Consider the following 26,038-nt stretch of genomic DNA (forward strand, 5'->3'; position numbering starts at 1 on the left):
GCTAAATTACCTTCTTAGTTTAAAAGTTATCTTTAACGAATGCAATTTTTTTACAAGGGAAATATAAAAATTTTCACTATTATAAATAGCTCTATTATCAATAACAGAATTAATGGAAAAAGGTAATTAGAAACACCCTCTAGCTTTTATATTAATACACATAACAAACAGTTTCACTTTTGGATGCAGAGGAATAAAAGAGAAACCTTTAACTTAAATTTTCTTTTTTTGATACAGTTAATTAGCAATACGTGCTACGGATTATACCTACTGAGGATAATATCAAATAGGAATTTATTGTATTTAACTCATAGATTGCGTTAAATTTATCGTCTAATTTAACATAGTAGTGGAGAACAGTTTTGTATGATTGACTGTAAATGCAGAGTTAGGGTTAATCTTAAAATGCCTTTATGATAAAGTATTTACGAATATTATTTTTAGGGAATAGCCAGATGGCACAGCTATATTTTTATTATTCTGCGATGAACGCAGGTAAGTCAACAGCATTATTGCAGTCTTCATATAACTACCATGAACGTGGTATGCGCACACTTATTTTTACTGCAGAAATTGACAATCGCTTTAGTCATGGAAAAGTCTCTTCTCGAATTGGCTTATCAGCAGATGCGTTATTATTTTCGCCCACAACGGATATGGCTGACATTATCAAAAAAGAAAACAGCGCGCAAAAAGTGAATTGTGTGTTAATTGATGAGTGTCAATTTCTTACCAAATTACAGGTGGAGCAGTTATGTGATGTCGTCGATAATGTCGATATTCCTATCTTATGTTATGGGCTACGTACAGATTTTTCCGGAGAGCTATTTGCTGGAAGTCAGTATTTATTAGCGTGGGCTGATAAGCTCGTTGAGCTTAAAACGGTCTGCTATTGTGGGCGTAAGGCGAATAAAGTTTTACGTATTGGTAGTGATGGGATCCCAATGTATGAAGGAGCGCAGGTCGATATCGGCGGTAATGAAAAGTATATTTCAGTTTGCCGAAAACATTACTCTGATGCCATAAAACAAGCACAGTTAATGAATAGTGGCATTATTCAAAAAAAGCCCATCAATTTCAATTAATGGCTGATTAATATTAATAAACCAAATAATTTACTAATGCTAATATCACGCAATATGGGTGATTTTGTCAGAAAAAGTAAATTAATGATTTAAATTAAAAACTTGATTTGTCGCACTAGATAGTCGAACAGTGTTAAATACTAGAATAATGGTGACATCAATTTATGATAAACCCCATGCCTTTAACATGGGGTTTTCTTTTTATGAGTTCACTTACTTTTTCTTTATAAAGGTGTATTTATCTTTAGTTCATGAGTTTTTCTAACAAATAATAGTGATATGAAGCTATTCGGTTTTATTTTACTCATTCATTTTTTAGTGAGATTAAAGAATAATCTATGAGGATTAGGTTATATCTTATTGATTGTTTCCAGCAGATACCGGATATGTCAAAACTTTAGATAGCCCCCCATAGTCATTGACTACTTGCCAACTTGCATGGGTGATATTACGAGGAGCCTCTGAGAGGGGCATTCTACTCAAAGGGGGCAAAATTAAACTATTTCCGTAGTCATGCTGGTTTAATTTAATTTTTACCAACGTGACATAATAGGGAGTAGGATTATCAAATTGCCACTGAGCATCTTTCTTACTTAGTGTCACTTTCTGGAATATTTGGTTATTAGGAACCGCTAAGTGGCTTGGGCGGTAGATTACCTTAATAATGATATTCATGGTAATTGTCTGCTTGTTATTCTTACTACGGTCGTTGGAGCGCTTATGAGCGGGTATCGCACGAGTACTGAGAAAAAATAGTGATTCAGTATCCGCAGGTAGTTTATTCTTTTCTTTTAATAATACTTGAGGACTAAATTTACTGTTTGCATCCAGCCCAAATAAAGGTGGATTGACTTCAACATGCGAGGATTTTTCACCCTCAATAGTATTCGTTACAGTAGCTTGAATTAAATAGGGAAAACTATCGTCATTGACGACAGTAAAAGTTGTATCAGAATTGGCGTTATTAATGATTAACCGTGTCTGTTCTAAATGTAAGCCCGCACTATGGGCAGCAAAGTTAGCAGCTAGGAGCGGTATAGTGAAGATAAGTTGAGTCAGTTTTTTCATACTACCTCTTCTCATTGATAAAGAAAGTTTGATAGTCCTGACATCAGTATAAATTGAATTATCTATTTGATCCTTACTGATAAATGAGGATCAGATAAGGATTAGTGGCTAATTATTAATAAAAAGGCTCCAATAGACATTGGAAAAAGATCCAACACTATTGAAGCCTTATAACGGGTTAGTTGGCTAAATCACCAAGAAATACCAGTTTATTTTTTAGTGACTTTCTTTTCTGCTTTTGGCGCTGTTGAAGCAACGCTTGGCTCAGAAAATTCGCGACCGTAGTAAGAATCCAGTAACAGCTGTTTAATTTCTGAAATCAGTGGATAACGAGGGTTCGCACCAGTACATTGGTCATCGAACGCATCTTCAGATAACTTGTCTAAACGTGCTAGGAAGTCTGCTTCGGCAACACCCGCTTCACGGATAGATTTAGGAATACCTAAATCTGCTTTCATACTTTCTAACCACTCCAAGAGACGCTCAATTTTAGCACCAGTACGGTCGCCTGCTTTTGATAGACCAAGATGATCTGCAATTTCAGCATATTGGCGGCGTGCTTGTGGGCGGTCATATTGGCTAAATGCAGTTTGCTTAGTTGGGTTATCATTCGCATTAAAGCGGATAACGTTACAGATTAATAACGCATTTGCTAAACCGTGTGGAATGTGGAACTCAGAACCTAATTTATGAGCCATTGAGTGGCATACACCCAAGAAGGCGTTCGCAAACGCAATACCTGCTAAGGTTGCCGCATTATGTACGCGCTCTCTGGCAACTGGATTTTTAGCACCTTCATGATAGCTAGCTGGCAGGAAGTCTTTCAGTAAACTTAGTGCCTTCAGTGCTTGTCCATCAGAGAATTCATTTGCTAGTACAGAAACATAAGATTCTAGTGCATGGGTGACAGCATCCAAACCACCAAAGGCGGTTAAAGATTTTGGCATATTCATGACTAAGTTAGCATCAACAATTGCCATGTTTGGCGTTAATGCATAATCAGCTAATGGATATTTTTGGCCTGTTTTATCATCAGTTACAACCGCAAATGGTGTAACTTCAGAACCTGTACCCGATGTCGTGGTGACAGCAACTAACTTCGCTTTTACGCCCATTTTCGGGAATTTATGAATACGTTTACGAATATCCATAAAGCGTAACGCTAATTCTTCAAAGTGGGTTTCTGGATGTTCATACATAACCCACATGATTTTTGCTGCATCCATTGGAGAGCCACCACCTAATGCGATAATGACATCAGGTTGGAAAGCTTGCATCTGAGCTGCGCCTTTACGGACAACCGATAATGTTGGATCCGCTTCAACTTCAAAGAATACGTCAGTTTCAATGTGATGTTTTTTCAGAACATCGACAATTTCATCGACATAACCATTATTGAATAAATAGCTATCAGTAACGATAAAGACTCGTTTTGCTCCGTCAGTGGCAATTTCCTCTAACGCAATAGGGAGGCATCCACGGCGGAAATAGATTGAGTTAGGAAGTTTATGCCATAACATATTTTCAGCTCTTTTCGCGACCGTTTTCTTATTGATTAAATGTTTTGGTCCTACGTTTTCAGAGATGGAGTTACCACCCCAAGAACCACAACCGAGGGTTAACGATGGTGCCAGTTTAAAGTTATAGAGGTCACCGATACCCCCTTGAGATGCTGGAGTATTAATCAATATACGGGCGGTTTTCATTTTTTCGCCGAAATAGCTGACGCGTTCATGTTGGTTATCTTGGTCGGTATATAGGCAAGACGTATGACCAATACCACCCATTTCAACGAGTTGTTCAGCTTTTTCAACTGCATCTTCAAAGTTTTTTGCGCGGTACATTGCTAACAATGGAGACAGTTTTTCATGAGCAAAAGGTTCTGATTCATCGATGGCTTTGACTTCACCAATCAGGATTTTGGTTGTCTCGGGAACGATAACACCTGCCATTTCTGCAATTTTAAATGCAGGTTGGCCAACAATAGCAGCATTTAAATTACCATCTTTAAGGATGATATTTTGTACGGCTTTAAGTTCTTTGCCTTGTAGCAGATAGCCACCGTGGTTAGAGAAACGTTCACGAACTTGGTCATAAACAGCATCAACGACGACAACTGATTGTTCAGATGCGCAAATTACACCGTTATCGAAAGTTTTTGACATTAAGATTGATGCAACAGCACGTTTAATATCAGCAGTTTCATCGATAACAACAGGGGTATTACCTGCACCCACGCCAATAGCCGGTTTACCTGAACTGTAGGCAGCTTTTACCATACCCGGTCCACCAGTGGCTAAAATCAGATTAATGTCAGGATGGTGCATCAGGGCATTGGATAACTCCACTGAAGGGGAATCAATCCAGCCGATAATATCTTTTGGCGCACCAGCGGCAATCGCGGCATTCAAGACAATTTCAGCGGCACGGTTGGTGGCAATTTTTGCACGAGGATGCGGAGAGAAAATAATTGCGTTACGTGTTTTTAAGCTAATTAATGACTTAAAGATAGCCGTTGAGGTTGGGTTAGTTGTTGGCACGATACCACAAATAATCCCGATAGGTTCGGCGATGGTAATTGTACCAAAAGTTGGATCTTCAGAAAGTATACCGCAGGTTTTTTCATCCTTATAAGCGTTATAAATATATTCCGAAGCAAAGTGGTTTTTAATCACTTTATCTTCCACAATTCCCATTCCAGACTCTTCAACAGCCAGTTTTGCTAATGGAATACGCGCATCGGCAGCTGCTAGTGCAGCGGCACGGAAGATTCTATCCACTTTCTCTTGAGAGAAGTTGGCAAATTCACGTTGTGCTTTTTTGACTCGAGCAACAAGTTCATTGAGTTCAGTAACATTAGTTACGGACATAGATTACTCCTGATAAAGTTAAAATTTTTAAGCCAATGAGCAAATTATCTATAAAAAACTATTGTAATAAGACCACCCAAAACAAAAGTATAGATAAACTTAGCAATAAGTCCTTACTTCACTGCCGATTGGCTTATAAATCTCAACTAAATAGCTCTAAAAGTAAAAGCACGGATAAACTAACTTATCGATTTCTTAAGTGTAGATTAGCAAAAAAGGAATTTTATAAAGTGATCTAAATCACAAATATTGCATGCTGACACCATTCAGCATGCCTGTTTTTCTGTATTGAGAGATTTATGAAAAATTGATTAATTTATCGATAAAAAATGGTGAAGAAATAACTAATTTTTATCGATTGTGTGCAGTTGAAATAAATAATGTCAGTAACACGCACAAAATGATTCTTTCTCTAAGGAATTTAATTGGTTCAGTGATAAAATAAGAAGGGATGACCATGTCGTATTTAAGCATTTTATGAGGATATTAATGGGTGAGCGCAACATTACTTGATTTATCAGGCTATATTAAATTTTTTATTGGTCTATTTGCGTTGGTAAACCCAGTTGGCATCTTGCCTGTGTTTATTAGTATGACGAACTATCAAACGAATGCGAGTCGCAATAGAACCAATACCATCGCTAATACCTCAGTGGCGATTATTTTATGTACTTCACTACTTGTTGGTGACTCTATATTGCAACTTTTTGGTATTTCAATTGATTCATTCCGGATTGCGGGCGGAATCTTGATTGTGACCATCGCGTTATCGATGATTAGCGGTAAGATTGGGGAAGATAAACAAAATAAACAAGAAAAAACAGAAACAGCAATAAGAGACAGTATTGGTGTTGTCCCATTAGCACTCCCATTGATGGCTGGACCTGGTGCGATCAGTTCCTGTATTGTTTGGTCTTCTAGATGGACTGGCTGGCAAAATTTTCTTGGACTAGCATTAACCAGTATTTTATTCGCTTTTTGTTGCTGGTTATTGTTCCGTTCTGCCTCACTGTTGGTGCGTTATCTGGGGCAAACAGGCATTAACGTTATTACTCGTATTATGGGCTTGCTATTAATGTCCCTAGGTATTGAAATTGCAGTGACTGGCGTGAAAGCGATATTCCCAGGCCTTTTATAATCGATTGAAGTAAGCCGCTATCTTTATGCGGCTGCTTTTCTTCTTTGCTTCAATAAACCATCCTCTTCTCGACGTTATAAAATCTTCCACCTATTAAACCAAAGTACATAGCCCAAATAGTTCACTATTGGGATGAATTTTTTTTGTGATTATATGTCGCATAATTTACAAAATTAGGCGAAAAAAGTAAGGAATTGTGAGCTGCGTAAATTTATTCACTATTCTCATCACTGATTGTTAATGATATGTTTGGATTATGAAGATTGAGCTGATTATCTGTATTTTATAATAAAAACTCTATCCAATTGTTTTATTAAAATAAAAATAAATTCTAACCTCAATTTACTTTTAAAAAATAAACAAATAAATCAAAAAATGTTAATAAATTGTATGTTTTTTATTGGTTGTTCACGGGAGCTCATAGCGGAATGGGGCGTTGAATTGTCTATGTTCTGACCATGAAGTTCTGTTTATGAGTTTTTCATCGCCTGTAATAAAGTGAGACAGCTATCCCCTTATCCCAGAAAGGAGCTACGATGAAGTTAACCACAAAATTCAGTCTACTTTCTTATTTAGCCATTTCATTTCTCACCTCAGCTCACGCAGCCGAAACTTTAAAAGTTGATAAAACGCTACAGTCCATCACCATCAATAATGGCTCTGAAGTAACTTCTCTTGATCCCCATAAAGTAGAAGGTGTTCCTGAAGGGAATATTATTTTAAATTTGTTAGAGGGGCTGGTATATGACGATATAAATGGCCAGCCTGTCGCGGGAATGGCAACGAGTTGGGAACATCAAAATTATACGGTATGGACATTTAAATTAAGAAATGGAGCGAAATGGAGTGATGGAACTCCGGTCGTTGCAGAGGATTTTGTATATAGCTGGCAAAGGTTAGCTGACCCCAAAACAGGCTCTCCGTACTCGAGTTATCTACAAAATGCTTATATTGAAAACGCGGATGAGATTTTAAAAGGTAACAAACCAAAAGAGTCCTTAGGCGTGAAAGCGCTAAATAATCAGACGTTACAGGTTACTCTTAGTCATCCGGTACCTTATTTTATCGATATGCTGTCTCATACATCGATGAAGCCAGTTAATCGAAAATCCATTGAAAAATATGGCGATAAATGGACTCAACCCGGAAATTTTGTTGGCAATGGCGCGTATATATTGGATGAGTGGACTGTGAATGAAAGAATCGTTGTAAAGCGCAATCCTCTCTATTGGAATAATCAACAGACTCAAATTGATCATGCGACCTTTTTAGCGATAACATCGGAAGTCAGCGATAATAACCGTTATCGTAGTGGTGAAATTGATATTAGTAATTCTGCTATTCCGCCTAATTTATATCAAAAAATGCTCGCTGAGAAACCGAAAGAGCTCTATGTTCGCCCATATCTTTGTACTTTCTATTATGAAATTAATAACCAAAAAGCGCCGTTTACCGATCCTCGAGTTAGAGAAGCGATTAAATTGGGTTTAGACCGTGAAACAATTACTCATAAAATCATCAATCAGGGACAAACAGTCGCGTATGGCTTTACACCTACTTTTATTAATAATGGTAATTTTGCTCTACCCGAGTGGACAAAATTATCGGCGCAACAACGTTACCAGCGTGCAAAACAATTACTCGCTGATGCAGGATACACACCACAGAATCCATTAAAATTTAATTTGTTATACAACACTTCTGATCAAAATAAACAGCAAGCTATTGTTGCCGCATCTATGTGGAAAAAAAATATCGGCGCAGAGGTCACTCTACAGAATCAAGAATGGAAAACGACGCTACAAAATCGTCATGAAGGAAACTATCAAGTGGCGAGAGCTACATGGTGTGCAGACTATAATGAACCGTCTTCCTTCTTAAATATGATGCTATCGGAAAACAGTAATAATACCGGTTTTTATCAAAACAAAGCTTTCGATAAATTACTACTCGAAGCTTTAACCGCGCCTAATGATACTGAACGCCAAAAAATTTACCAACAAGCTGAATCCTTATTAGATCAAGACTCTGCGATAGTGCCTGTTTATTATCGAGTGAGTGCAAGAATGATCAAACCCACAATCGCAGGATTTAAAGGAAATGACCCCCTTGATCATATGGATATTAAGCGGTTATATATAAGCACAACTAATTAATAATATCTAAATAAACACAATAACTGTTTACTTACAAAGTAAACAGAAATATCCACAACACAACCAAAACAAGAGTATGGGAGTAACCAAAATAATGAGCAAATTATTGAATAAATCCTTTGTTGCTTTAAGCGTTGCCGCTGGATTGCTCGCGACAACGATGGCAACCAGTTATGCCGCGGTTGTTCCTGCTGGGGTTGAACTGTCTAATAAACAAATGCTAGTAAGAAATAATGGTTCTGAGCCTCAATCCCTTGATCCTCATAAAATTGAAGGGGTTCCTGAATCTGCACTCGCAAGAGATCTTTTGGAAGGGATTACGATTATTGGACCTAATGGGGAGATTTTACCGGGATCCGCAGTGAGTTGGGATAACAAAGATTTTACGGAATGGACATTTAAAATTCGCGATGGTGCCAAATGGTCTAATGGTGATCCCGTTACTGCTCAAGATTTTGTGTATAGCTGGCAACGCTTAGCTTCTCCAGATACAGCATCTCCGTATGCGAGCTATTTACAATATGCTCATATTAAAAATGTTGATGACGTTATTGCAGGCAAAAAGAAGCCTGAAGAATTAGGTGTAAAAGCGCTAGATGACAAAACGCTCGTGATTACATTGAGTGAAGCCGTCCCTTACATTCCAAAATTATTAGCTCACTCATCGATGTCCCCAGTCAATAAAAAAGCCATTGAGCAACATGGCGCTAAATGGACTCAGCCCGCAAATTTTGTGGGTAATGGTGCATATAAGCTGAAAGATTGGACGGTGAATGAACGTATTGTATTAGAGCGCAGCCCAACATATTGGGACAATGGAAATACAGTTATCGAACAAGTGACATTCTTGCCAATTTCATCAGAGGTGACGGATGTTAACCGTTATCGTAGCGGTGAAATTGACATGACTTATAGTAATTTACCGATTGAGCAGTTTAAAAGCTTACAACAAAACATGCCAAAAGAGCTGAAAGTCAGCCCATACTTATGTACGTACTACTATGAAATTAATAACGAAAAACCGCCATTTAATGACCCAAGAGTCAGAGAAGCATTAAAGCTTTCTATGGATAGAGATACCATTACCTATAAAGTTAAAGCGCAGGGAGATATTCCCGCTTATGGTTTCACTCCGCCATTTACGAGCGGCATGAAAGCAGAAAAACCGGATTGGTATGCCAATATGACCCAAGAACAACGTAACGAAAAGGCAAAGAAATTATTAGAAGAAGCGGGCTATAACAAATCTAATCCATTGAAATTTAACTTATTATATAATACATCCGATTTGCATAAACGCATTGCTATCGCGGCGTCCTCCATGTGGAAGAAAAATATTGGCGCTGAAGTTAAATTGGAAAACCAAGAATGGAAAACTTTCTTAGATAGCCGTCACCAAGGTGCTTATGATGTTGCGCGAGCAGGCTGGTGTGCGGATTATAATGAACCATCCTCATTCTTAAATATGTTGTTGTCTTATAGCAGTAATAATACCGTGCATTATAAAAATAAAGACTTCGATGCCGCCATGAAAAAAACCTTACAGGTCAAAACGGATGAAGAACGTGCTGCACTGTATCAACAAGCAGAAAAAATCTTAGATAAAGATTCCGGTATCGTTCCTCTTTATTACTATGTAAATACCCGCTTAGTGAAGCCATATGTGGGTGGATACACGGGTAAAGATCCATTAGATAACTTGCATACAAAAGATCTGTATATCATCAAACATTAATTACAACAGGCGGGCTGAATGCTAGCCCGCCATTTGCCAACTTGGCGTATGAAGTAGGAAAGGGCAATGTTTAAATTTATTGTGCGTCGTTTGCTTGAGGCAATTCCGACCCTGTTGATTCTTATCACTATCTCATTTTTTATGATGAGATTAGCACCGGGAAGCCCTTTCACAGGAGAACGAAAACTGCCTCCTGAAGTCATGGCGAACATTGAGGCGAAATATCACCTGAATGACCCAATGTATAAGCAATATTTCAACTATTTGGTTCAGCTTTCTAAAGGGGATTTTGGTCCCTCTTTTAAATATAAAGATTATAGTGTCAATGAGTTAGTTGCAAAAGCCTTCCCTGTATCAGCAAAACTTGGTGCCACAGCATTTGTCGTCGCTGTGCTCTTTGGGGTTTCTGCAGGGGTGATTGCGGCATTAAATCAAAATACGAAATGGGATTTTACAGTCATGGGATTTGCCATGACGGGGGTTGTCATCCCAAGCTTTGTTGTTGCACCGTTATTGGTGCTGATTTTTGCTATTCATTTGAAATGGCTCCCCGGTGGAGGTTGGGATGGCGGTAATTTAACGCATATGATTTTGCCGATGGTGGCATTGTCGCTCGCTTATATCGCCAGTATCTCCCGTATTACGCGTGGTTCAATGATTGAAGTTATGCACTCTAACTTTATCCGTACGGCGAGAGCGAAAGGTTTACCGCTACGCACTATCATTTTACGCCATGCTTTGAAGCCTGCATTATTACCTGTTTTATCGTACATGGGACCTGCATTTGTCGGGATCATTACTGGTTCAATGGTGATTGAAACAATTTTTGGATTACCGGGTATTGGACAGCTCTTTGTCAATGGTGCGCTTAATCGTGACTATTCATTAGTATTGAGCTTAACCATTTTAGTGGGCGTACTGACGATTGCTTTTAATGCGATTGTGGATGTGTTGTATGCCGTTATTGATCCTAAAATTCGTTATTAAACCGGAGGAGCACTATGTTATTAAATAAAAAAAATAGTGAAGCTCTGGAAAACTTTTCTGAGCAATTGGATATTGAAGGACGTAGCCTCTGGCAAGATGCGAGACGCCGGTTTATCCATAACCGAGCTGCAATTTTTAGTTTATGCCTGCTATTTTGCATTACATTATTCGTTATTTTTGCTCCCATGTTATCGCCATTTTTGTATGACGATACGGATTGGGAAATGATGTCCATGCCACCAGATATGGCGACGGGGCATTATTTTGGTACCGATGCCTCGGGTCGAGATTTGCTAGTCCGTGTTGCGATTGGTGGACGGATCTCATTGATGGTCGGTGTGGCGGCAGCATTGGTGGCGGTCGTGGTAGGAACATTATATGGCTCGCTGGCTGGTTATGTAGGCGGGAAAGTTGACTCCATTATGATGCGATTACTGGAGATCTTAAATTCCTTCCCATTTATGTTCTTTGTCATTTTATTAGTGACACTGTTCGGAACCAATATTCTACTCATTTTCGTCGCAATTGGGATGGTGTCATGGCTCGATATGGCGCGTATCGTTCGGGGTCAGACACTAGGTTTAAAGCGTAAAGAATTTATTGAAGCGGCATTAGTGTGTGGTGTAAGTACACGACATATTATTTTACGTCATATTGTTCCCAACGTATTAGGTGTCGTCGTGGTTTATGCATCGTTATTAGTGCCTAGCATGATCTTATTTGAATCATTCTTAAGCTTTTTGGGACTAGGAACTCAAGAGCCTCTGAGTAGCTGGGGAGCATTACTTAGCGATGGTGCTAACTCAATGGAAGTGACACCATGGCTGCTGTTAATACCCGCAGGATTCTTAGTGGTGACACTGTTTTGTTTTAACTTTATCGGCGATGGCTTACGTGATGCCCTCGACCCGAAAGACCGCTAGAGGGATGAAATATGCAAAATTCAACATTCAGTAGCCCTCTGTTATCGGTCAAAGACTTAAATGTCAGTTTTACGACCCAAGATGGTGATGTAACCGCAGTAAATAAACTCAATTTTGAACTTAGTGCTGGGGAAACCTTGGGGATTGTTGGGGAATCGGGTTCAGGAAAATCACAAACTGCTTTTGCATTGATGGGATTATTGGCAAAAAATGGACGGATCGGCGGTTCCGCTGTCTTTAATGGCCGTGAAATTTTAAATTTAAAGGAAAAAGCCCTTAATCGGATGCGTGCTGAAGAAATCGCCATGATTTTTCAGGATCCAATGACGTCGCTCAATCCATACTTAAAAATTGGTATTCAGCTTTCTGAAGTGTTAATGCTACACAAAGGGATGAGCAGAAAACAGGCTTTTGATGAATCAGTACGTATGCTTGATGCGGTAAAAATGCCAGAAGCCCGTAATCGGATGAATATGTACCCTCATGAATTTTCAGGAGGAATGCGCCAAAGAGTTATGATTGCAATGGCGTTATTATGCCAGCCTAAATTATTGATCGCCGATGAACCAACAACCGCGTTAGATGTGACGGTTCAAGCGCAGATTATGACGTTACTTAATGAACTGAAACGAGAATTTGATACGGCAATTATCTTAATCACCCATGACTTGGGAGTTGTTGCGGGTGTTTGTGACAAGGTGTTGGTGATGTATGCCGGCCGAACGATGGAATATGGGAGTGCCCGAGATATTTTCTATCGGCCATCTCATCCGTATTCATTAGGGTTACTTGCGGCTGTGCCTCGGTTGGATGGGGATGATGATAACTTGGCGACGATTCCAGGTAATCCCCCTAATTTATTAAGATTACCTAAAGGCTGTCCATTCTCACCTCGTTGCCAATATGCCAATCAAACTTGTATGGATCAGGAGCCGCAATTATCTGCGTTTGCTCAATCTCGTTTGCGTGCCTGCTTTAAGCCTGTGGAGGAGTTAGTATGACCGATCAAAAAAATAGGCAGGTTCTGCTAGAAGTGAATGATTTAAAAGTTCACTTTTCAATACGAGATAAAAAACAATGGTTTTGGCAACCAGATAAAAGCCTCAAAGCCGTCGACGGGGTAACGCTTCGTTTATATGAAGGGGAAACCTTGGGCGTAGTCGGGGAATCTGGGTGCGGTAAATCGACGTTTGCGAGAGCAATTATTGGATTAGTCAAAGCCACTGGTGGTACGGTGACTTGGTTGGGGCAAGATCTATTATCGATGAATGATAAGCAGTGGCGCAATGTACGCAATGATATTCAGATGATATTTCAAGATCCGCTTGCATCGTTAAACCCACGCATGACGATTGGCGATATTATTGCCGAGCCACTCAAAACCTATCATCCCAAAATGCCCCAGAAACAAATCACTGAAAAAGTGAAAAACATGATGATGAAGGTAGGATTACTGCCAAACTTGATCAACCGTTATCCTCATGAGTTTTCGGGGGGACAATGTCAGCGAATTGGGATTGCTCGTGCATTAATTTTGGAACCTAAGTTGGTGATATGCGATGAGCCAGTTTCAGCCTTGGATGTATCAATTCAGGCGCAAGTTGTGAATTTACTACAAGAATTACAGCGGGAAATGAAGTTATCGCTGATTTTTATTGCCCATGACCTTGCGGTTGTTAAGCATATCTCTGACCGCGTGTTAGTCATGTATTTGGGGCATGCAGTTGAGTTAGGTACTTATGATGAGGTGTATAACAATCCGCTACATCCTTATACACGAGCACTGATGTCAGCTGTTCCTGTTCCCGATCCTGATAAAGAAAAAAATAAGCAAATTGAGTTATTGGAAGGGGAATTACCTTCACCGATCAATCCACCATCAGGTTGTGTATTTCGTACTCGTTGCCCAATTGCAGATGAAGAGTGTGGAAGAACCCGGCCATTGTTGGAGGGAAGCTTCAAGCATGGGGTTTCTTGCTTAAAAATTGATCCTTTATAATTTTTAATCTGTAGAAATGGAAAAAGGACCTATGCAGGTCCTTTTTCTCGTTTAGAACAGCAAGGTGATTTTTACTGTTTCCATTCAATATGCTGGAAAGGATGTTGAGGATTTCGGCTGATCAGAATACGTGCAAAAATATCTTCAATATCATCTTCAGGACTTTTGGCTAGTCCAATGATGATTTCACTCATTTGCTCTAAAGGTAAGCCTTGAGTCGCAAGGATATGCCAGTTTTGACTGAAAGGCACGACTTCAGCTGCACCACATTCTTCAAATTGTAAAGCAAAAATAACTTGATCAGCGGGCTCAAGATTGTCCATTGCGCCTTCAAGGAAAAGGTCATAGGCAATTTCGATGATTTCATCTTCATCGATCAGATTGATATTGGGTGTGTGGCTCATGACTTTTCCCTAAAAAGCAAAACTACAATAATGGACTAAAGAAGTAACAGAGGCGCTCAACAACACGGTTCCAGAAAGGACGTTGTTCCCATTCTTCAATCTCTAAGCGGGTAGAGCGCGCCATATAATCATACTGAACCAGCGTCAGATCGCTACCAAAACTTTTATCATCGATGACCACTGTAATTTCAAAATTTAGCCATAGGCTGCGCATATCAAGGTTTACTGAACCGACTAAACTGAGTTCACCATCTACGGATACACTCTTGGTATGGAGTAAACCATCTTCAAATTGATAAATTTTAACGCCAGCTTCCAGTAACTCGGTGTAGAAAGAGCGGCTTGCCCAGCGAACGAGGAATGAATCATTGTGGCGAGGCATAATTATACTGACATCAACACCTCGCATTGCTGCGGTACAGATAGCATGCAGCAAGTCGTCGCTAGGAACAAAGTACGGGGTAGTCATGATCAGCTGCTTACGCGCGGAAAACATGGCGGTCATTAATGATTGTTGGATTAAGTCATCTGGGAAACCAGGGCCCGATGCAATCATTTGGGTGGTGTGACCGTTATCCTGCTCAAATGGCATAACATTGGAATCAGGTGGAGGAGGGAGCAGACGCTTTCCGGTTTCCATTTCCCAGTCAAAAGCATACACAATACCCAGCGTAGTACTGACGGGACCTTCCATTCTCACTAAAATATCTATCCATTCTCCAACACCGGAGTCTTGCTTAAAATAGCGAGGATCCACCATGTTCATACTGCCGGTATAAGAGATATAGTTATCGATGATCACAATTTTACGGTGTTGACGTAAATCCATACGGCGTAAGAAAAAACGCATCAGATTAACTTTTAATGATTCAACAAACTCTATACCTGCCGCCCGCATTTTGTCTGGATAATCACTGCGGAAAAAATGCCAGCTACCAGCAGAGTCAACCATAATACGGCATTTAACTCCGCGTTTAGCAGCATTCAATAAGGCTTCAGTCACTTCATCGACTAACCCGCCTGGTTGCCAAATATAAAACACCATTTCGATGGAGTTCTGTGCATTATTGATATCATTAGCAATTGCTTTTAATGAATCTTCGCTGGTGGTCAATAGCTGGATACGATTACCTTTTACTCCGGCAATTCCTTGGCGTTTCTCACATAGCTGGAATAATGGCTCGGCAACGGGGCTATTATCATTGGCAAAAATATGTTTGGAATGACGCAAGTTTTCGAGCCATGTGGCGACAGAAGGCCACATTTGGTGAGCTTTATCAATGCGACGTCGTCCTAGGTGTAACTCCCCAAAAGCGGCATACGCGATAATTCCCACTAAAGGCAGGATATAAATAATTAGCAGCCAAGTCATTGCCGACGTTACCGGTCTTCTGGTGACCAGAATACGAACGGTTACTGCTGCAACAATCAACCAATATAGGAAAAACAGGAGCCAACTCATTAAGGTGTAGACGGTTGCCATAATTGATAACAAGCCTCACGGACAGAGAGAAAAAAGTGTCATAAAACGAAAATATGTCTTATTAAATATAGACTAAGACTAAACATACCAGAATTTAGCAAAAACACTGAATAAAAACTCTGATAAATAAATAAAAACGCAATTAATGATAATTGCTCAGCGTAATAACAATGAGATTTTTGATCTTGCAAAGGTGTATTAGTATTAAAAGTTCTGCTTGGTTCTCTTGAGTAAAGGAATATAATATTTCGCCATCACGATTATTCATAGGATAAGGATTAAAGAAATGAGACGCAGCAGGCAAGAAGTGGGTCGTTGGAGAATGCTAAGACAAGTTGTTCGCAGACGTCGCCGTTGGTTAGAAAGTCACTCTCGCCGTAATATGCACATTTATACGATCCGTAAACTCGATATCTATCGACGTCGTCATTCTTTGCTGTTCAGCCAGTGGATTGAGTAAGGATATTCACGTTTTTACTCACATTTTTCACTTTGATCGCTAAACCTTATTGAATATGATTGCTATTTGCATTTAAACTATCAGTCATATTCGATAAGTAAACAGCTGTAGGGTAAAAATTACATATGCGTGGGATCAGACTCGTTGTCATCATTGGTATCTCATTATCAATTCATGCCGGCTTAGCGATGGCATGGATTTTTAATCAACCTAAATTTCCTCAACCCGAGGAACCTATCTCGATAGCGATGCTCTCGTTTGCTGAGCCTGCGGCAGAAACTCCAGTGGAAACATCCTCAGAACCGGAACCAGTTGTTGAGCCAGAACCCGAACCGGTCATTGAACCTGTTGTAGAACCCGTGATTGCTCTCCCTCAGAAAAAGCCGGAAGTAAAGAAAAAACCGGAACCGAAGAAAGAACCTAAAAAAGAACAGAAAAAAATTAAAGAAGAGCAAAAGCCTGTTGAGAAAAAATTGGCGATGAATAATTCTTCCTCATCGAATCAAGAGCCAACAAATAAAGAGTTAACTAATAAGGTTGGAGATACTACAGCTAAAAATACGTCACCAGTGGCAAGTCAGACTCAAGGTAGTCGTGGGCCAAAAGCGCTGAATAAACAATTACCTGAATATCCAGACCGTGCTCGTCGCTTAGGTAAAAATGGTTATGTCAAAGTACGTTATGATATCGATGAAGATGGCCGAGTGCAGAATGTTGAATTTGTTGAAACATCCCCGAAAGGGCTTTTTGAGCGGGATGTTAAACGCGCTATGAATCGCTGGCGTTATGAAAAACTCCCTGCTAAAGGGTATGTGACAGAAATCCATTTCAATATTGATGGTTCGGTGAAGCAAGTATAATTTACTATAAAAAATTAATAAAAATGGCGCTTAGGTTAGCGCCATTTTTATAGAAAACATTTCGATGTCACTAAGAAATTATGACTCTGAACTTTCTAATTCAAAATGCTGCTTACCTTCAGGTAATGGACGAGGGGTATTATCATCGTTTACCGCAACATAGGTAAACACTGCATCCGTCGCTTGATAACGTTGACCTACTGGATGAGTTGCTACCTTCTTTACCCATACTTCAATATTGATGGTGATTGAGCTTTTACCTGTTTTTAAACAGCGAGCATAGCAGCAAACCACATCACCCACAGCAACAGGCTTTTGAAATTTAATACCATTGACTGCTACTGTAACTACGCGACCTAAAGCAATCTCTTTTGCTAAAATAGCACCACCAATGTCCATTTGAGACATTAGCCAACCACCAAAAATATCGCCATTCGCATTCGTATCTGAAGGCATAGCTAAAGTACGTAAAACTAGTTCACCGTTAGGTAATTGCATATCCAACTCTTTGTTAAAATTAAATAATGACTATGATTCATTGCTGTTTATAGCAAACAATCGTTAGCATAGTAAACTACAAGGATACATTCAGTCACGATGATTTGTAACAAATCACAACGATAGGTAAAAAAAAAAGCTGCGACAATGCGCAGCTTATTTATATGGTTGATAATCCAAAAGAGTTTATTACTCTTCAGGCTTCTCCGTATGGGGTTCTTTAATCATATGTTTGAAAATATACACCACACTGAGAATAGTAAAAATTAAAGTTGCTGCGGTTAGTCCGAAGACTTTAAAGTTTACCCAGACATCTTGAGCCATCCAAAATGCGACATAAATATTAATCCCTGAACATGCGATAAAAAATATCGCCCACGCAGTATTCAATTTTAACCAGTAACTATCGTCTAGCTTAATTTCTTGATTACTGCCCAGCATCCTTTGAATAATCGGCTTTTTAGTGAACCACTGGCTAATTAATAATGCTAACGCGAACAGACCATAAATAATGGTCACTTTCCATTTAATAAATGCATCGCTATGGAAAATAAGCGTTAATGCTGCAAATGCCATAACAATGACACAGGTAATTTTAGCCACTTTTTCGACTTTCTTATAAATAAGGTAAGTCGCCAGTAAAGCAAGAGGCGTCGTGACCATTAAGGCACCACTGGCATAAAAAATATCATATCTTTTGTAAACAATAAAAAAGATAACTAGAGGAATAAAATCAATAAGTTGTTTCATAACAGTGGATTCAGATCCTTGACGTAAATATATTCAACTTAAACATAGTGGAATAGTTTAACGTATTTTGTGGAGATTGTTAAAAGTTTGCGGTTATTTATCCATAATTGATGGCGATAATCTATCGAATTTTCACTATTTTACCTTTATTTGACTTACTCCTAGATAAACTTTATTAGTTCGGATATAAATAGTCTATATAATAAATTAACTTGCTAATTTTTAGAGATTTTTCATCCATGATAAAGGCTAGGTTATATAGTTGGATGCCAGGTTTGCAGACGCTATTTAATTATCAATTGGCGGATTTGGGGCCGGATATTAAAGCGGGGCTATCCGTTGCAGCAGTGGCATTACCCGTTGCTATAGCCTATGCCGAACTGATGGGGATCAATGCTATTGTTGGGTTGTATGCGTGCGTTTTACCCATGCTGATGTACGCCTTATTCGGTACATCAAAACAACTGATTATTGGTCCTGATGCAGCAACCTGTGCAGTGATCGCAGCTGCCGTAGCGCCTTTGGCGATGGGCGATGAAAATATCCGCTGGCAGCTGATTATTGTGATGAGTTTAATGACGGGAATCTGGTGTTTAATTGCCGCTAGATTCCGTTTCGGTATGTTTGCAGATTTTTTATCTGGACCAATTTTACAAGGCTTACTTAATGGCGTGGCATTAACCATTGTCGTCAGCCAATTAGGTAAAATTTTTGGTATTAATTCTTTGCCTTCAGGATTTATTGAGCGACTTGTTGCTTTCCCACTCTCATTATCAGAAACCCATATTCCTACATTTATTGTTGCAGCACTCACTTTAGTGGTGACCATTTTTATCAAGCGGGTGCGTAGCAAGTGGCCTTCGTTACTGATTGCAATGGTATTAGCAACAGGGGCGAGCATGCTTTTTAATCTTGAACAATATGGCATCCATACAGTAGGTAATTTAGGCGATGGTTTGCCTTTTATTGGTACGCCTGATTTTGCACCAGGATTGCTTCGTGACTTGGTCACACCATCCTTAAACTTAGCGGTTATCAGTTTTGTGAGCTTCATGATGACGGCTCGAAGTTTTGCGAGTAAGAATGGCTATGCTGTGGATGCAGATCAAGAATTAAGGGCATTAGGGATTGCGAATATTGCATCGGCACTCTCTCAAGGATTTGCCGTGAGTGCTGCGAGTAGCCGCACTGCAGTAAATGATATGATGGGCGGAAAAACCCAAATGGTTTCCGTGGTGGCGGCATTAAGTATTTTAGTCGTTTTATTATTTTCTGTGGATCTGCTCGGTTATATTCCTATGCCAGCATTAGGCATGGTGCTGATTATCTCCACATTTTCATTAATTAGCTTTCGCAGTATTTATGCGATGCGTAAGCGTAACAGACAAGCGTTTTTCCTGTGCGTATTTACGCTTTGTGCGGTGTTACTTGTCGGGTTGATCAGTGGTGTAGGCTTTGCGGTGTTATTAGGGTTATTGCAATTTATTCGCATTATTTTTAGGCCTACAGATCAGTTATTGGGTGTCGATGAGCAGGGAATGCTACATTCTATGAATCCAGATAATGAAATCCAGCCTGTCGATGATGTGCTGATTTATCGGTTTAATTCCCCATTAACCTATTTCAATGTTAACTATTTTAAAGAAAGACTGAATAAGCATATTGATAGTCAACATAAACGTCCTGCATGGGTAATAATCGATGCTGCGGTGAGTTTTACGCACAATGATGTCAGCGTTTTTTCGGCGTTAAATGATCTGGTCACATCGTTAAAATCTAAAGGCGTCACATTAGTTCTTGCAGGGCGACGTACATCACTTAATCGCTGGCTAGAGCAGAATAAAATTAATCGTTCAGATGATGATCTACTAGTAGTGCCTGATATCTACTTTGCAATCCGTTTAATTCAAAGTAAACAGCATATACAGCAAAAAAGTGTTGATGATCGTCAGAATGAGGAGCACAGATTATTAGATTAAAGGCAAACAAAAGGGCGTACTTATACGCCCTTAAGAGATAAATAAAAACTTAGTTTTTATTGTTTGCTGGTTAGCATATATAAACGGAAAAAGTAAATTAATGCAAAAGCCGCCACCATATTGTTAGCCAAAAATGAAATTCCATTTAAGACGATATGGTTAATCTGCAAATTACTTAAGATCACGCTCACTAACATTTGTGTTGCCATCCAGATTAAAATCATCGGTACAGCCACTCGCCAATTTGCATAAGCTAGCTTCCAACTTTTCCCCATCGCGCCAAATGGATTTATTTTTTCGGTCATTAGAATGGCAGGGGCGAGAGAAAAGCCAATTGCCAATATAACTCCGGGTAAGACCATGAGGGTGATGCCTAATTGAATTAGGAGGGAACAGACGACTAAGAGCAGGAACATCGATGGAGCTTTACTTAGCGAGGAGACCAGCGCTTGAGTTCCCGTCATTGCCTCACCACGGGATAAACCAGCAATATAAGCGAGCACGCCACATATCAGGACTAAACTACCCAGTGTCACGGATAAAATCAAACCAAAAGACACACGTAGAATACTGTTTTTCTCTTCCTCTGGTAAGTTCAGAACCCAGTTCTGCAACCCTGCATTGCCAGCTTCAAGGAGCTGACTTTGGGCTTCAACTAGGACACCAATCATTCGTTCATTGGGGATCAGTACCGCGTAAACAATAACGCTAACGACAGTGGCTAATAGCACGATGGTGAATAGGCCATTCAGCTGGTTTTTGAAAAAATTGACACTATCGCTGAAGAGTGAATTGGCCGAAATGGACATGTAACTGCTCCTATCTACAGACGGAATAAAAATTTGAGGGTGATTGTAACTGAGTATCTGGCTTAGAGGTAGAGAAAGATAAGAAAAGTCTGGGAGTTAATAGGCATGCGTGCATTGAATAACTAATCGGCGTAATTTTATGAATAAGATACACGCTTTAAAGATGTATTTTAAATATATATTTAAAATCGATATTAATTAACCTCAAATATAGAATCATTTTTTATTTTAATAGTTACTTATTAAAAATTGATTCAAATCAAAATAGAAAAAATCAGTAATGGAATAATAAACTCAGATTTATCGCACTGTATATAAATTAGCAAAAGATGTGATCTTGATTTGAATATGGATTCTAATAATAGGCTATATTTTTGCTAAAATAATAAACATAGGAATGGGATTGACAATGAAAAAACTCACTGCGCTTGTATTAGCGGCTGCAACTTTAGCTCCAGCTGCTTCTTTTGCTCATGAAGCTGGCGACTTTTTATTTCGTGCGGGTACCGCAACAGTAAGACCAAATGCTGGCGGCGACGATGTTAAAATTAATGGCCTTGGCAATTTAGGTCATTTCGATGCAAATAATAATACCCAATTAGGTTTAACTTTCGGTTATATGATTACCGATAATATTGGTGTGGAATTATTAGCGGCAACTCCGTTTGAACACAAAGTCGGTACAGGTCCAACAGGTAATATTGCAAGTGTTAAGCATTTACCACCAACCTTAATGGCACAGTATTATTTCGGTAGCAAAGAAGATAAATTGCGTCCTTATTTAGGTGCTGGTATTAACTATACCTTCTTCTTTGATGAAAAATTCAATAATACAGGTAAAGCAGCTGGTCTTTCAGACTTAGATTTATCAAGCTCTTGGGGCTTTGCAGCTCAAGCAGGTATGGACTATATGCTTGATGAAAACTGGATGTTAAACGCCTCTGTATGGTGGATGAATATTGAAACGGATGTTAAATTTAAAGCGGGTGGCGAGCAATATAAAGTTGATACTCGTTTAGACCCATTTGTCTTTATGCTTGGTGTGGGTTACCGCTTCTAATATTTAAAGGATATAAGCAAGTTAACGCTTGAACTAATGGATTAGAAAGCAGTAAGAAATCCGGGAATAAATATATTCTCGGATTTTTTTGTTTTTACAGATAAATAATTTTTAAACGATATTATAAATTCTGAATGTTAAAAATGACAAATAATAATTAACAAGTCATAAACAAGTTTGGCGTTCGCCCTAAGGAAATATAACTAAATTAAAATTATTTAATTTGGAAAGTTCTCTATTTATTAGTTTTGTGATGTCAATTTTTGACACATTTAATATATTGAACTAAAGAAAAAATAAAAATAAAAAGCCATCAAATAGATGATGGCTAAATTAAAATAAAGTTAGGAAATTATTTCGCTGTGGCCGCTTTCATTTTAGAAACAAACTCCGTTAATTTATCGAGCATCACATTGGGTTGGTTTAGATTATTTTCAATAATTTTAACCACAGCAGAACCGGAAATTGCACCCGCAGCACCATTACGAATAGCTTCTGCAACTTGTGCGGGTTCTGAAATACCAAAACCTTGTAGAGCAGGGGCTGCACCATATTGTGTGAGCTTATTCACTAAATGAGTTAATGGCATTTGTGCTCGTTGCTCTGTGCCTGTCACTCCAGCGCGTGAAAGTAAATATGTATACCCCTGACTGTACTTGCCGATGTCTTGCAGTAATTCTTCATCTCCATTTGGTGGGCAGATAAAGATTGGAGCAATACCATGGGAGGCTGCGGACTCACGAAATGGCTTAGATTCGCGCATTGGAACATCGGCAACTAAAACCGAATCAACACCAGCTTGTTGGCAACGTTGATAAAAATTATCGATACCATTAGAAAACACTAAATTTGCATACACTAATAAGCCGATTGGCATCTCTGGATGCTTAGCGCGAATTCGCTTTAACAGTTCAAAACAGAGAGTCGGCGTAATTTCGCTTTTAAAAGCTCTTAGGTTTGCATTTTGAATGGTAGGACCATCCGCTAAAGGATCAGAAAAAGGGATACCAATTTCAAGAGCATCAGCACCACCTGCAATTAAGGCATCCACAATCTTTAATGATTGCTCAGCATCGGGATCACCCAACGTCACAAAAGGGACGAATGCGCCTTGGTTTTTATTCTCTAGGCGTTGAAAAAGTTGAGTATAACGTTCCATTAGATTTCCCCTTTGCTAGCCAAAATATCATGCACAGTAAAAATGTCTTTATCGCCACGTCCGGATAGGTTGACGATCAACAATTGTTCTTTATTTGGTTCTTGCTCTGCCATTTTTAATGCGTAAGCGAGGGCATGGGAAGACTCTAATGCGGGAATAATACCTTCTTTACGGGAAAGTAGCTTAAATGCATTTAGGGCTTCATCATCAGTAATTGAAACGTATTCAGCGCGCCCAATACTGTTTAAATGTGCATGCTGTGGGCCAACTGAGGGAAAATCTAGCCCAGCAGAAATAGAGTAAGATTCCTCAATTTGTCCTTCAGACGTTTGCATCATGGGTGATTTCATTCCGAAATAGATCCCGACTCGTCCATGTTTTAGAGGCGCTCCATGTTGTCCGGACTCGATACCTAATCCTGCGGGCTCAACACCAATCAGACCGACATTCTCTTCAGGTATAAAAGATGCAAATAAACCGATAGCATTAGATCCGCCGCCAATACAGGCGATCACGGCATCAGGTAAGCGACCCTCTCTGTCTAAGATTTGTTGCTTAGCTTCATCACCAATCATCCGCTGAAATTCGCGTACAATGGTTGGATAAGGATGGGGGCCCGCGGCGGTACCCAGTAAATAGTGGGCTTTATCATAGCTACCAGACCAGTCTCTTAATGCTTCATTACAGGCATCTTTTAATGTGGCTGAGCCGCTATGAACAGGGATCACTTCAGCCCCCATGAGTTTCATGCGAAACACATTAGGAGACTGACGCTCAACATCTTTTGCTCCCATATAGATACGGCATTTCATATTCAATAAAGCACAAGCTAGAGCTGTTGCTACACCGTGTTGGCCTGCACCTGTTTCGGCAATAATTTCACTTTTACCCATGCGTTTTGCCAATAAAGCTTGCCCTAAAACCTGATTAGTTTTATGAGCACCGCCATGGAGTAAATCCTCGCGTTTTAGGTACAGTTTAGTTTTTGTACCGGCGGTGAGATTACGGCACAACGTTAATGCGGTTGGACGACCCGCATAGTTTTTCAGTAAGTCATGAAATTCAGTTAAAAAGTCTGGGTCACTTTGCGCTTCAATAAAGGCATCTTCAAGTTGGTTGAGTGCTGGGATTAAAATCTCTGGGACGTATTGTCCACCAAACTCACCGAAATAGGGGTCTAATTTGCTCATTGTCTGTTATCCATTTTATACGTTATTCATTGTTCGTTGGTTGACTATTAACTTACCGAACGAGCGCTTTTTAGCGAAGTAAAAACTTGATTAATTTTTTGCTCAGATTTAATGCCAGGTTCGACTTCAACACCGGAATTAAAATCTAATCCGTTGCAGACCAGCTGTGCAGCATGCTGGCAGTTTTCAGGTGTTAGCCCGCCTGCAATCATTAATTTATGTTGGCTATGTTTAGGGATTGATGACCAATCAAATGTCTCTCCTGTTCCACCAGCACCGTTATCCAGCAGTAAAATATCAATCAATGGGGTGTCGTACTCCGCCAGTTGAGCTTGGGACATATTCACAGCTTTCCAGATTTGGCAGTGCGTAGGTAACAGCTGACGTAATTGCTCAATATAGGGATTATCTTCATTGCCATGGAGTTGTACTGCGTGCAGAGCGAGTTGTTGTGCAATGTGCGCGACAAAATCGACGGATTGATTACGAAAAACGCCGACATAGTGAAGTGGTGCAGAATGAATAATCTGCTTCGCTTGTGACAGCGTCACTTTTCGTGGTGACTGTTCTGCAAAAATAAGCCCGCCAAACATCGCTCCAGCATCGAAAGCTGATTTAGCGTCTTGCTCTCGGGTTAAACCACACACTTTATGCTCGCCCACCAATAAATTACGTAATGCTTGCTGCAAGTCTGTTTGCTCCATGAGTGCGCTGCCAATCAGAAAACCATTGGCGACATCTTTGAGAGCTTGAATATGCTGGTGCTGATGAATTCCAGATTCACTGATAACAATAGTTTCAGCGGACAGCTGCGGTGCTAATTGACGAGTACGATTGAGATCAATAGACAGGTCTCGTAAGTCGCGATTATTAATTCCTACCACTTTGGATTTCAGCGTAATCGCGCGTTGCAACTCATCCTCATTACTCACTTCGGTTAATACGCCCATATTGAGTTGATGAGCAACGTCCGCCAGTAAAATGTATTGTTCATCGCTTAATACTGAGAGCATCAGTAAAATCGCATCCGCTTGGTAATAGCGAGCAAGATAAATTTGATAAGGGTCAACAATAAAATCTTTGCACAGTACGGGTTGAGCCACGGTGTTACTGACAATCGTCAGATACTCCATATTTCCTTGGAAATATTTTTCATCGGTTAATACTGAAATAGCAGATGCATAGGGAGCATAAATACTGGCAATTTCAGCGGGATCAAAATTTTCTCGAATTAAACCTTTTGATGGAGAGGCTTTTTTACACTCCAGAATAAAAACAGGACGTTTGGCCTGTAACGCAGTGTAAAAACTGCGTTGACTCGGTTGTATTTGGGACTGAAAACTGCTTAATGGTTGGCGCGCTTTGCGTTCCACCAAATACACCATTTTATCGTCAACAATCTTTTGTAATACAGTGCCTTTCATC

Annotated in this window: 22 protein-coding genes; 12 read left to right on the forward strand and 10 right to left on the reverse strand. The window is 39.6% G+C overall.

Annotated elements, in window-relative coordinates; translation table 11 throughout:
* Nucleotides 1-455 precede the first annotated feature (455 nt).
* The gene (locus PROVRUST_RS01425) at nt 456-1,085 is read left to right on the forward strand and encodes a thymidine kinase (protein WP_039854027.1); all 630 of its coding nucleotides are present in this window, start codon (nt 456-458) and stop codon (nt 1,083-1,085) included.
* Nucleotides 1,086-1,442: 357 nt separating this feature from the next.
* Here the strand turns inward: PROVRUST_RS01425 and PROVRUST_RS01430 are convergent, their stop codons facing one another.
* On the reverse strand, nt 1,443-2,153 hold the full coding sequence (locus PROVRUST_RS01430) for a fimbrial biogenesis chaperone (RefSeq protein WP_039854028.1): 711 nt from the start codon (nt 2,151-2,153) through the stop codon (nt 1,443-1,445).
* 209 nt (nt 2,154-2,362) lie between these two features.
* Nucleotides 2,363-5,023, reverse strand: coding sequence for a bifunctional acetaldehyde-CoA/alcohol dehydrogenase (adhE, locus tag PROVRUST_RS01435; protein ID WP_006812889.1), 2,661 nt, complete (start codon nt 5,021-5,023; stop codon nt 2,363-2,365).
* A gap of 493 nt (nt 5,024-5,516) precedes the next feature.
* On the opposite strand from adhE, the gene PROVRUST_RS01440 reads away from it, so the two are divergent.
* From PROVRUST_RS01440 to oppF, 7 genes are all read left to right on the forward strand, one after another.
* Entirely contained in the window at nt 5,517-6,161 is a 645-nt protein-coding gene (locus tag PROVRUST_RS01440; RefSeq protein ID WP_006812891.1) for a YchE family NAAT transporter, read from the forward strand.
* A gap of 536 nt (nt 6,162-6,697) precedes the next feature.
* Complete coding sequence (locus PROVRUST_RS01445) at nt 6,698-8,317, forward strand: ABC transporter substrate-binding protein (RefSeq protein WP_006812892.1); 1,620 nt, start codon at nt 6,698-6,700, stop codon at nt 8,315-8,317.
* A 94-nt stretch (nt 8,318-8,411) separates the two neighbouring features.
* A complete protein-coding gene (oppA, locus tag PROVRUST_RS01450; protein WP_039854029.1) occupies nt 8,412-10,052 on the forward strand; it encodes an oligopeptide ABC transporter substrate-binding protein OppA in 1,641 nt (546 codons plus the stop codon).
* A 66-nt stretch (nt 10,053-10,118) separates the two neighbouring features.
* Nucleotides 10,119-11,039, forward strand: coding sequence for an oligopeptide ABC transporter permease OppB (gene oppB, locus PROVRUST_RS01455; protein WP_006812894.1), 921 nt, complete (start codon nt 10,119-10,121; stop codon nt 11,037-11,039).
* Between the two features lie 14 nt (nt 11,040-11,053).
* Nucleotides 11,054-11,962, forward strand: coding sequence for an oligopeptide ABC transporter permease OppC (gene oppC / locus PROVRUST_RS01460; RefSeq protein ID WP_006812895.1), 909 nt, complete (start codon nt 11,054-11,056; stop codon nt 11,960-11,962).
* 11 nt (nt 11,963-11,973) lie between these two features.
* A complete protein-coding gene (gene oppD / locus PROVRUST_RS01465) occupies nt 11,974-12,963 on the forward strand; it encodes an ABC transporter ATP-binding protein (protein ID WP_006812896.1) in 990 nt (329 codons plus the stop codon).
* A complete protein-coding gene (oppF, locus tag PROVRUST_RS01470) occupies nt 12,960-13,961 on the forward strand; it encodes a murein tripeptide/oligopeptide ABC transporter ATP binding protein OppF (protein WP_006812897.1) in 1,002 nt (333 codons plus the stop codon). Before oppD ends, oppF begins: the two co-directional genes overlap by 4 nt.
* 71 nt (nt 13,962-14,032) lie before the next feature.
* On the opposite strand, the gene PROVRUST_RS01475 is transcribed toward oppF, so the two are convergent.
* The gene (locus PROVRUST_RS01475; protein WP_006812898.1) at nt 14,033-14,365 is read right to left on the reverse strand and encodes an HI1450 family dsDNA-mimic protein; all 333 of its coding nucleotides are present in this window, start codon (nt 14,363-14,365) and stop codon (nt 14,033-14,035) included.
* A 22-nt stretch (nt 14,366-14,387) separates the two neighbouring features.
* On the reverse strand, nt 14,388-15,848 hold the full coding sequence (cls, locus tag PROVRUST_RS01480) for a cardiolipin synthase (protein ID WP_006812899.1): 1,461 nt from the start codon (nt 15,846-15,848) through the stop codon (nt 14,388-14,390).
* A 286-nt stretch (nt 15,849-16,134) separates the two neighbouring features.
* On the opposite strand from cls, the gene PROVRUST_RS19695 reads away from it, so the two are divergent.
* Together PROVRUST_RS19695 and PROVRUST_RS01485 are read left to right on the forward strand one after the other, a co-directional pair.
* Entirely contained in the window at nt 16,135-16,308 is a 174-nt protein-coding gene (locus PROVRUST_RS19695; protein ID WP_126436873.1) for a YciY family protein, read from the forward strand.
* Between the two features lie 125 nt (nt 16,309-16,433).
* Nucleotides 16,434-17,168 (forward strand): TonB family protein, encoded by a 735-nt coding sequence (locus PROVRUST_RS01485; RefSeq protein WP_006812901.1) that lies wholly within the window; start codon nt 16,434-16,436, stop codon nt 17,166-17,168.
* 78 nt (nt 17,169-17,246) lie between these two features.
* Here PROVRUST_RS01485 and yciA read toward each other — a convergent pair whose 3' ends face one another.
* Complete coding sequence (yciA, locus tag PROVRUST_RS01490) at nt 17,247-17,666, reverse strand: acyl-CoA thioester hydrolase YciA (protein ID WP_006812902.1); 420 nt, start codon at nt 17,664-17,666, stop codon at nt 17,247-17,249.
* 189 nt (nt 17,667-17,855) lie between these two features.
* Nucleotides 17,856-18,416, reverse strand: coding sequence for a septation protein A (locus PROVRUST_RS01495; protein WP_006812903.1), 561 nt, complete (start codon nt 18,414-18,416; stop codon nt 17,856-17,858).
* Between the two features lie 239 nt (nt 18,417-18,655).
* Here PROVRUST_RS01495 and PROVRUST_RS01500 point away from each other — a divergent pair, with 239 nt between their 5' ends.
* Nucleotides 18,656-20,395, forward strand: coding sequence for a SulP family inorganic anion transporter (locus PROVRUST_RS01500; RefSeq protein WP_006812904.1), 1,740 nt, complete (start codon nt 18,656-18,658; stop codon nt 20,393-20,395).
* Between the two features lie 56 nt (nt 20,396-20,451).
* Here PROVRUST_RS01500 and PROVRUST_RS01505 read toward each other — a convergent pair whose 3' ends face one another.
* Entirely contained in the window at nt 20,452-21,204 is a 753-nt protein-coding gene (locus tag PROVRUST_RS01505; protein ID WP_006812905.1) for a YciC family protein, read from the reverse strand.
* Nucleotides 21,205-21,613: 409 nt separating this feature from the next.
* Between PROVRUST_RS01505 and ompW the strand changes: the two genes are divergently transcribed.
* A complete protein-coding gene (gene ompW / locus PROVRUST_RS01510) occupies nt 21,614-22,264 on the forward strand; it encodes an outer membrane protein OmpW (RefSeq protein ID WP_039854030.1) in 651 nt (216 codons plus the stop codon).
* Nucleotides 22,265-22,616: 352 nt separating this feature from the next.
* On the opposite strand, the gene trpA is transcribed toward ompW, so the two are convergent.
* The 3 genes from trpA to trpCF are packed head-to-tail and all read right to left on the reverse strand — an operon-like array spanning nt 22,617 to nt 26,037.
* The gene (trpA, locus tag PROVRUST_RS01515) at nt 22,617-23,423 is read right to left on the reverse strand and encodes a tryptophan synthase subunit alpha (protein ID WP_006812907.1); all 807 of its coding nucleotides are present in this window, start codon (nt 23,421-23,423) and stop codon (nt 22,617-22,619) included.
* A complete protein-coding gene (gene trpB / locus PROVRUST_RS01520) occupies nt 23,423-24,613 on the reverse strand; it encodes a tryptophan synthase subunit beta (RefSeq protein WP_006812908.1) in 1,191 nt (396 codons plus the stop codon). Before trpB ends, trpA begins: the two co-directional genes overlap by 1 nt.
* Nucleotides 24,614-24,660: 47 nt before the next feature.
* Nucleotides 24,661-26,037, reverse strand: a complete 1,377-nt coding sequence (gene trpCF / locus PROVRUST_RS01525) for a bifunctional indole-3-glycerol-phosphate synthase TrpC/phosphoribosylanthranilate isomerase TrpF (RefSeq protein WP_006812909.1) — start codon at nt 26,035-26,037, stop codon at nt 24,661-24,663.
* Between the last annotated feature and the right edge of the window lies 1 nt (nt 26,038).

This window comes from Providencia rustigianii DSM 4541 (assembly GCF_000156395.1).
GTDB lineage: Bacteria > Pseudomonadota > Gammaproteobacteria > Enterobacterales > Enterobacteriaceae > Providencia > Providencia rustigianii.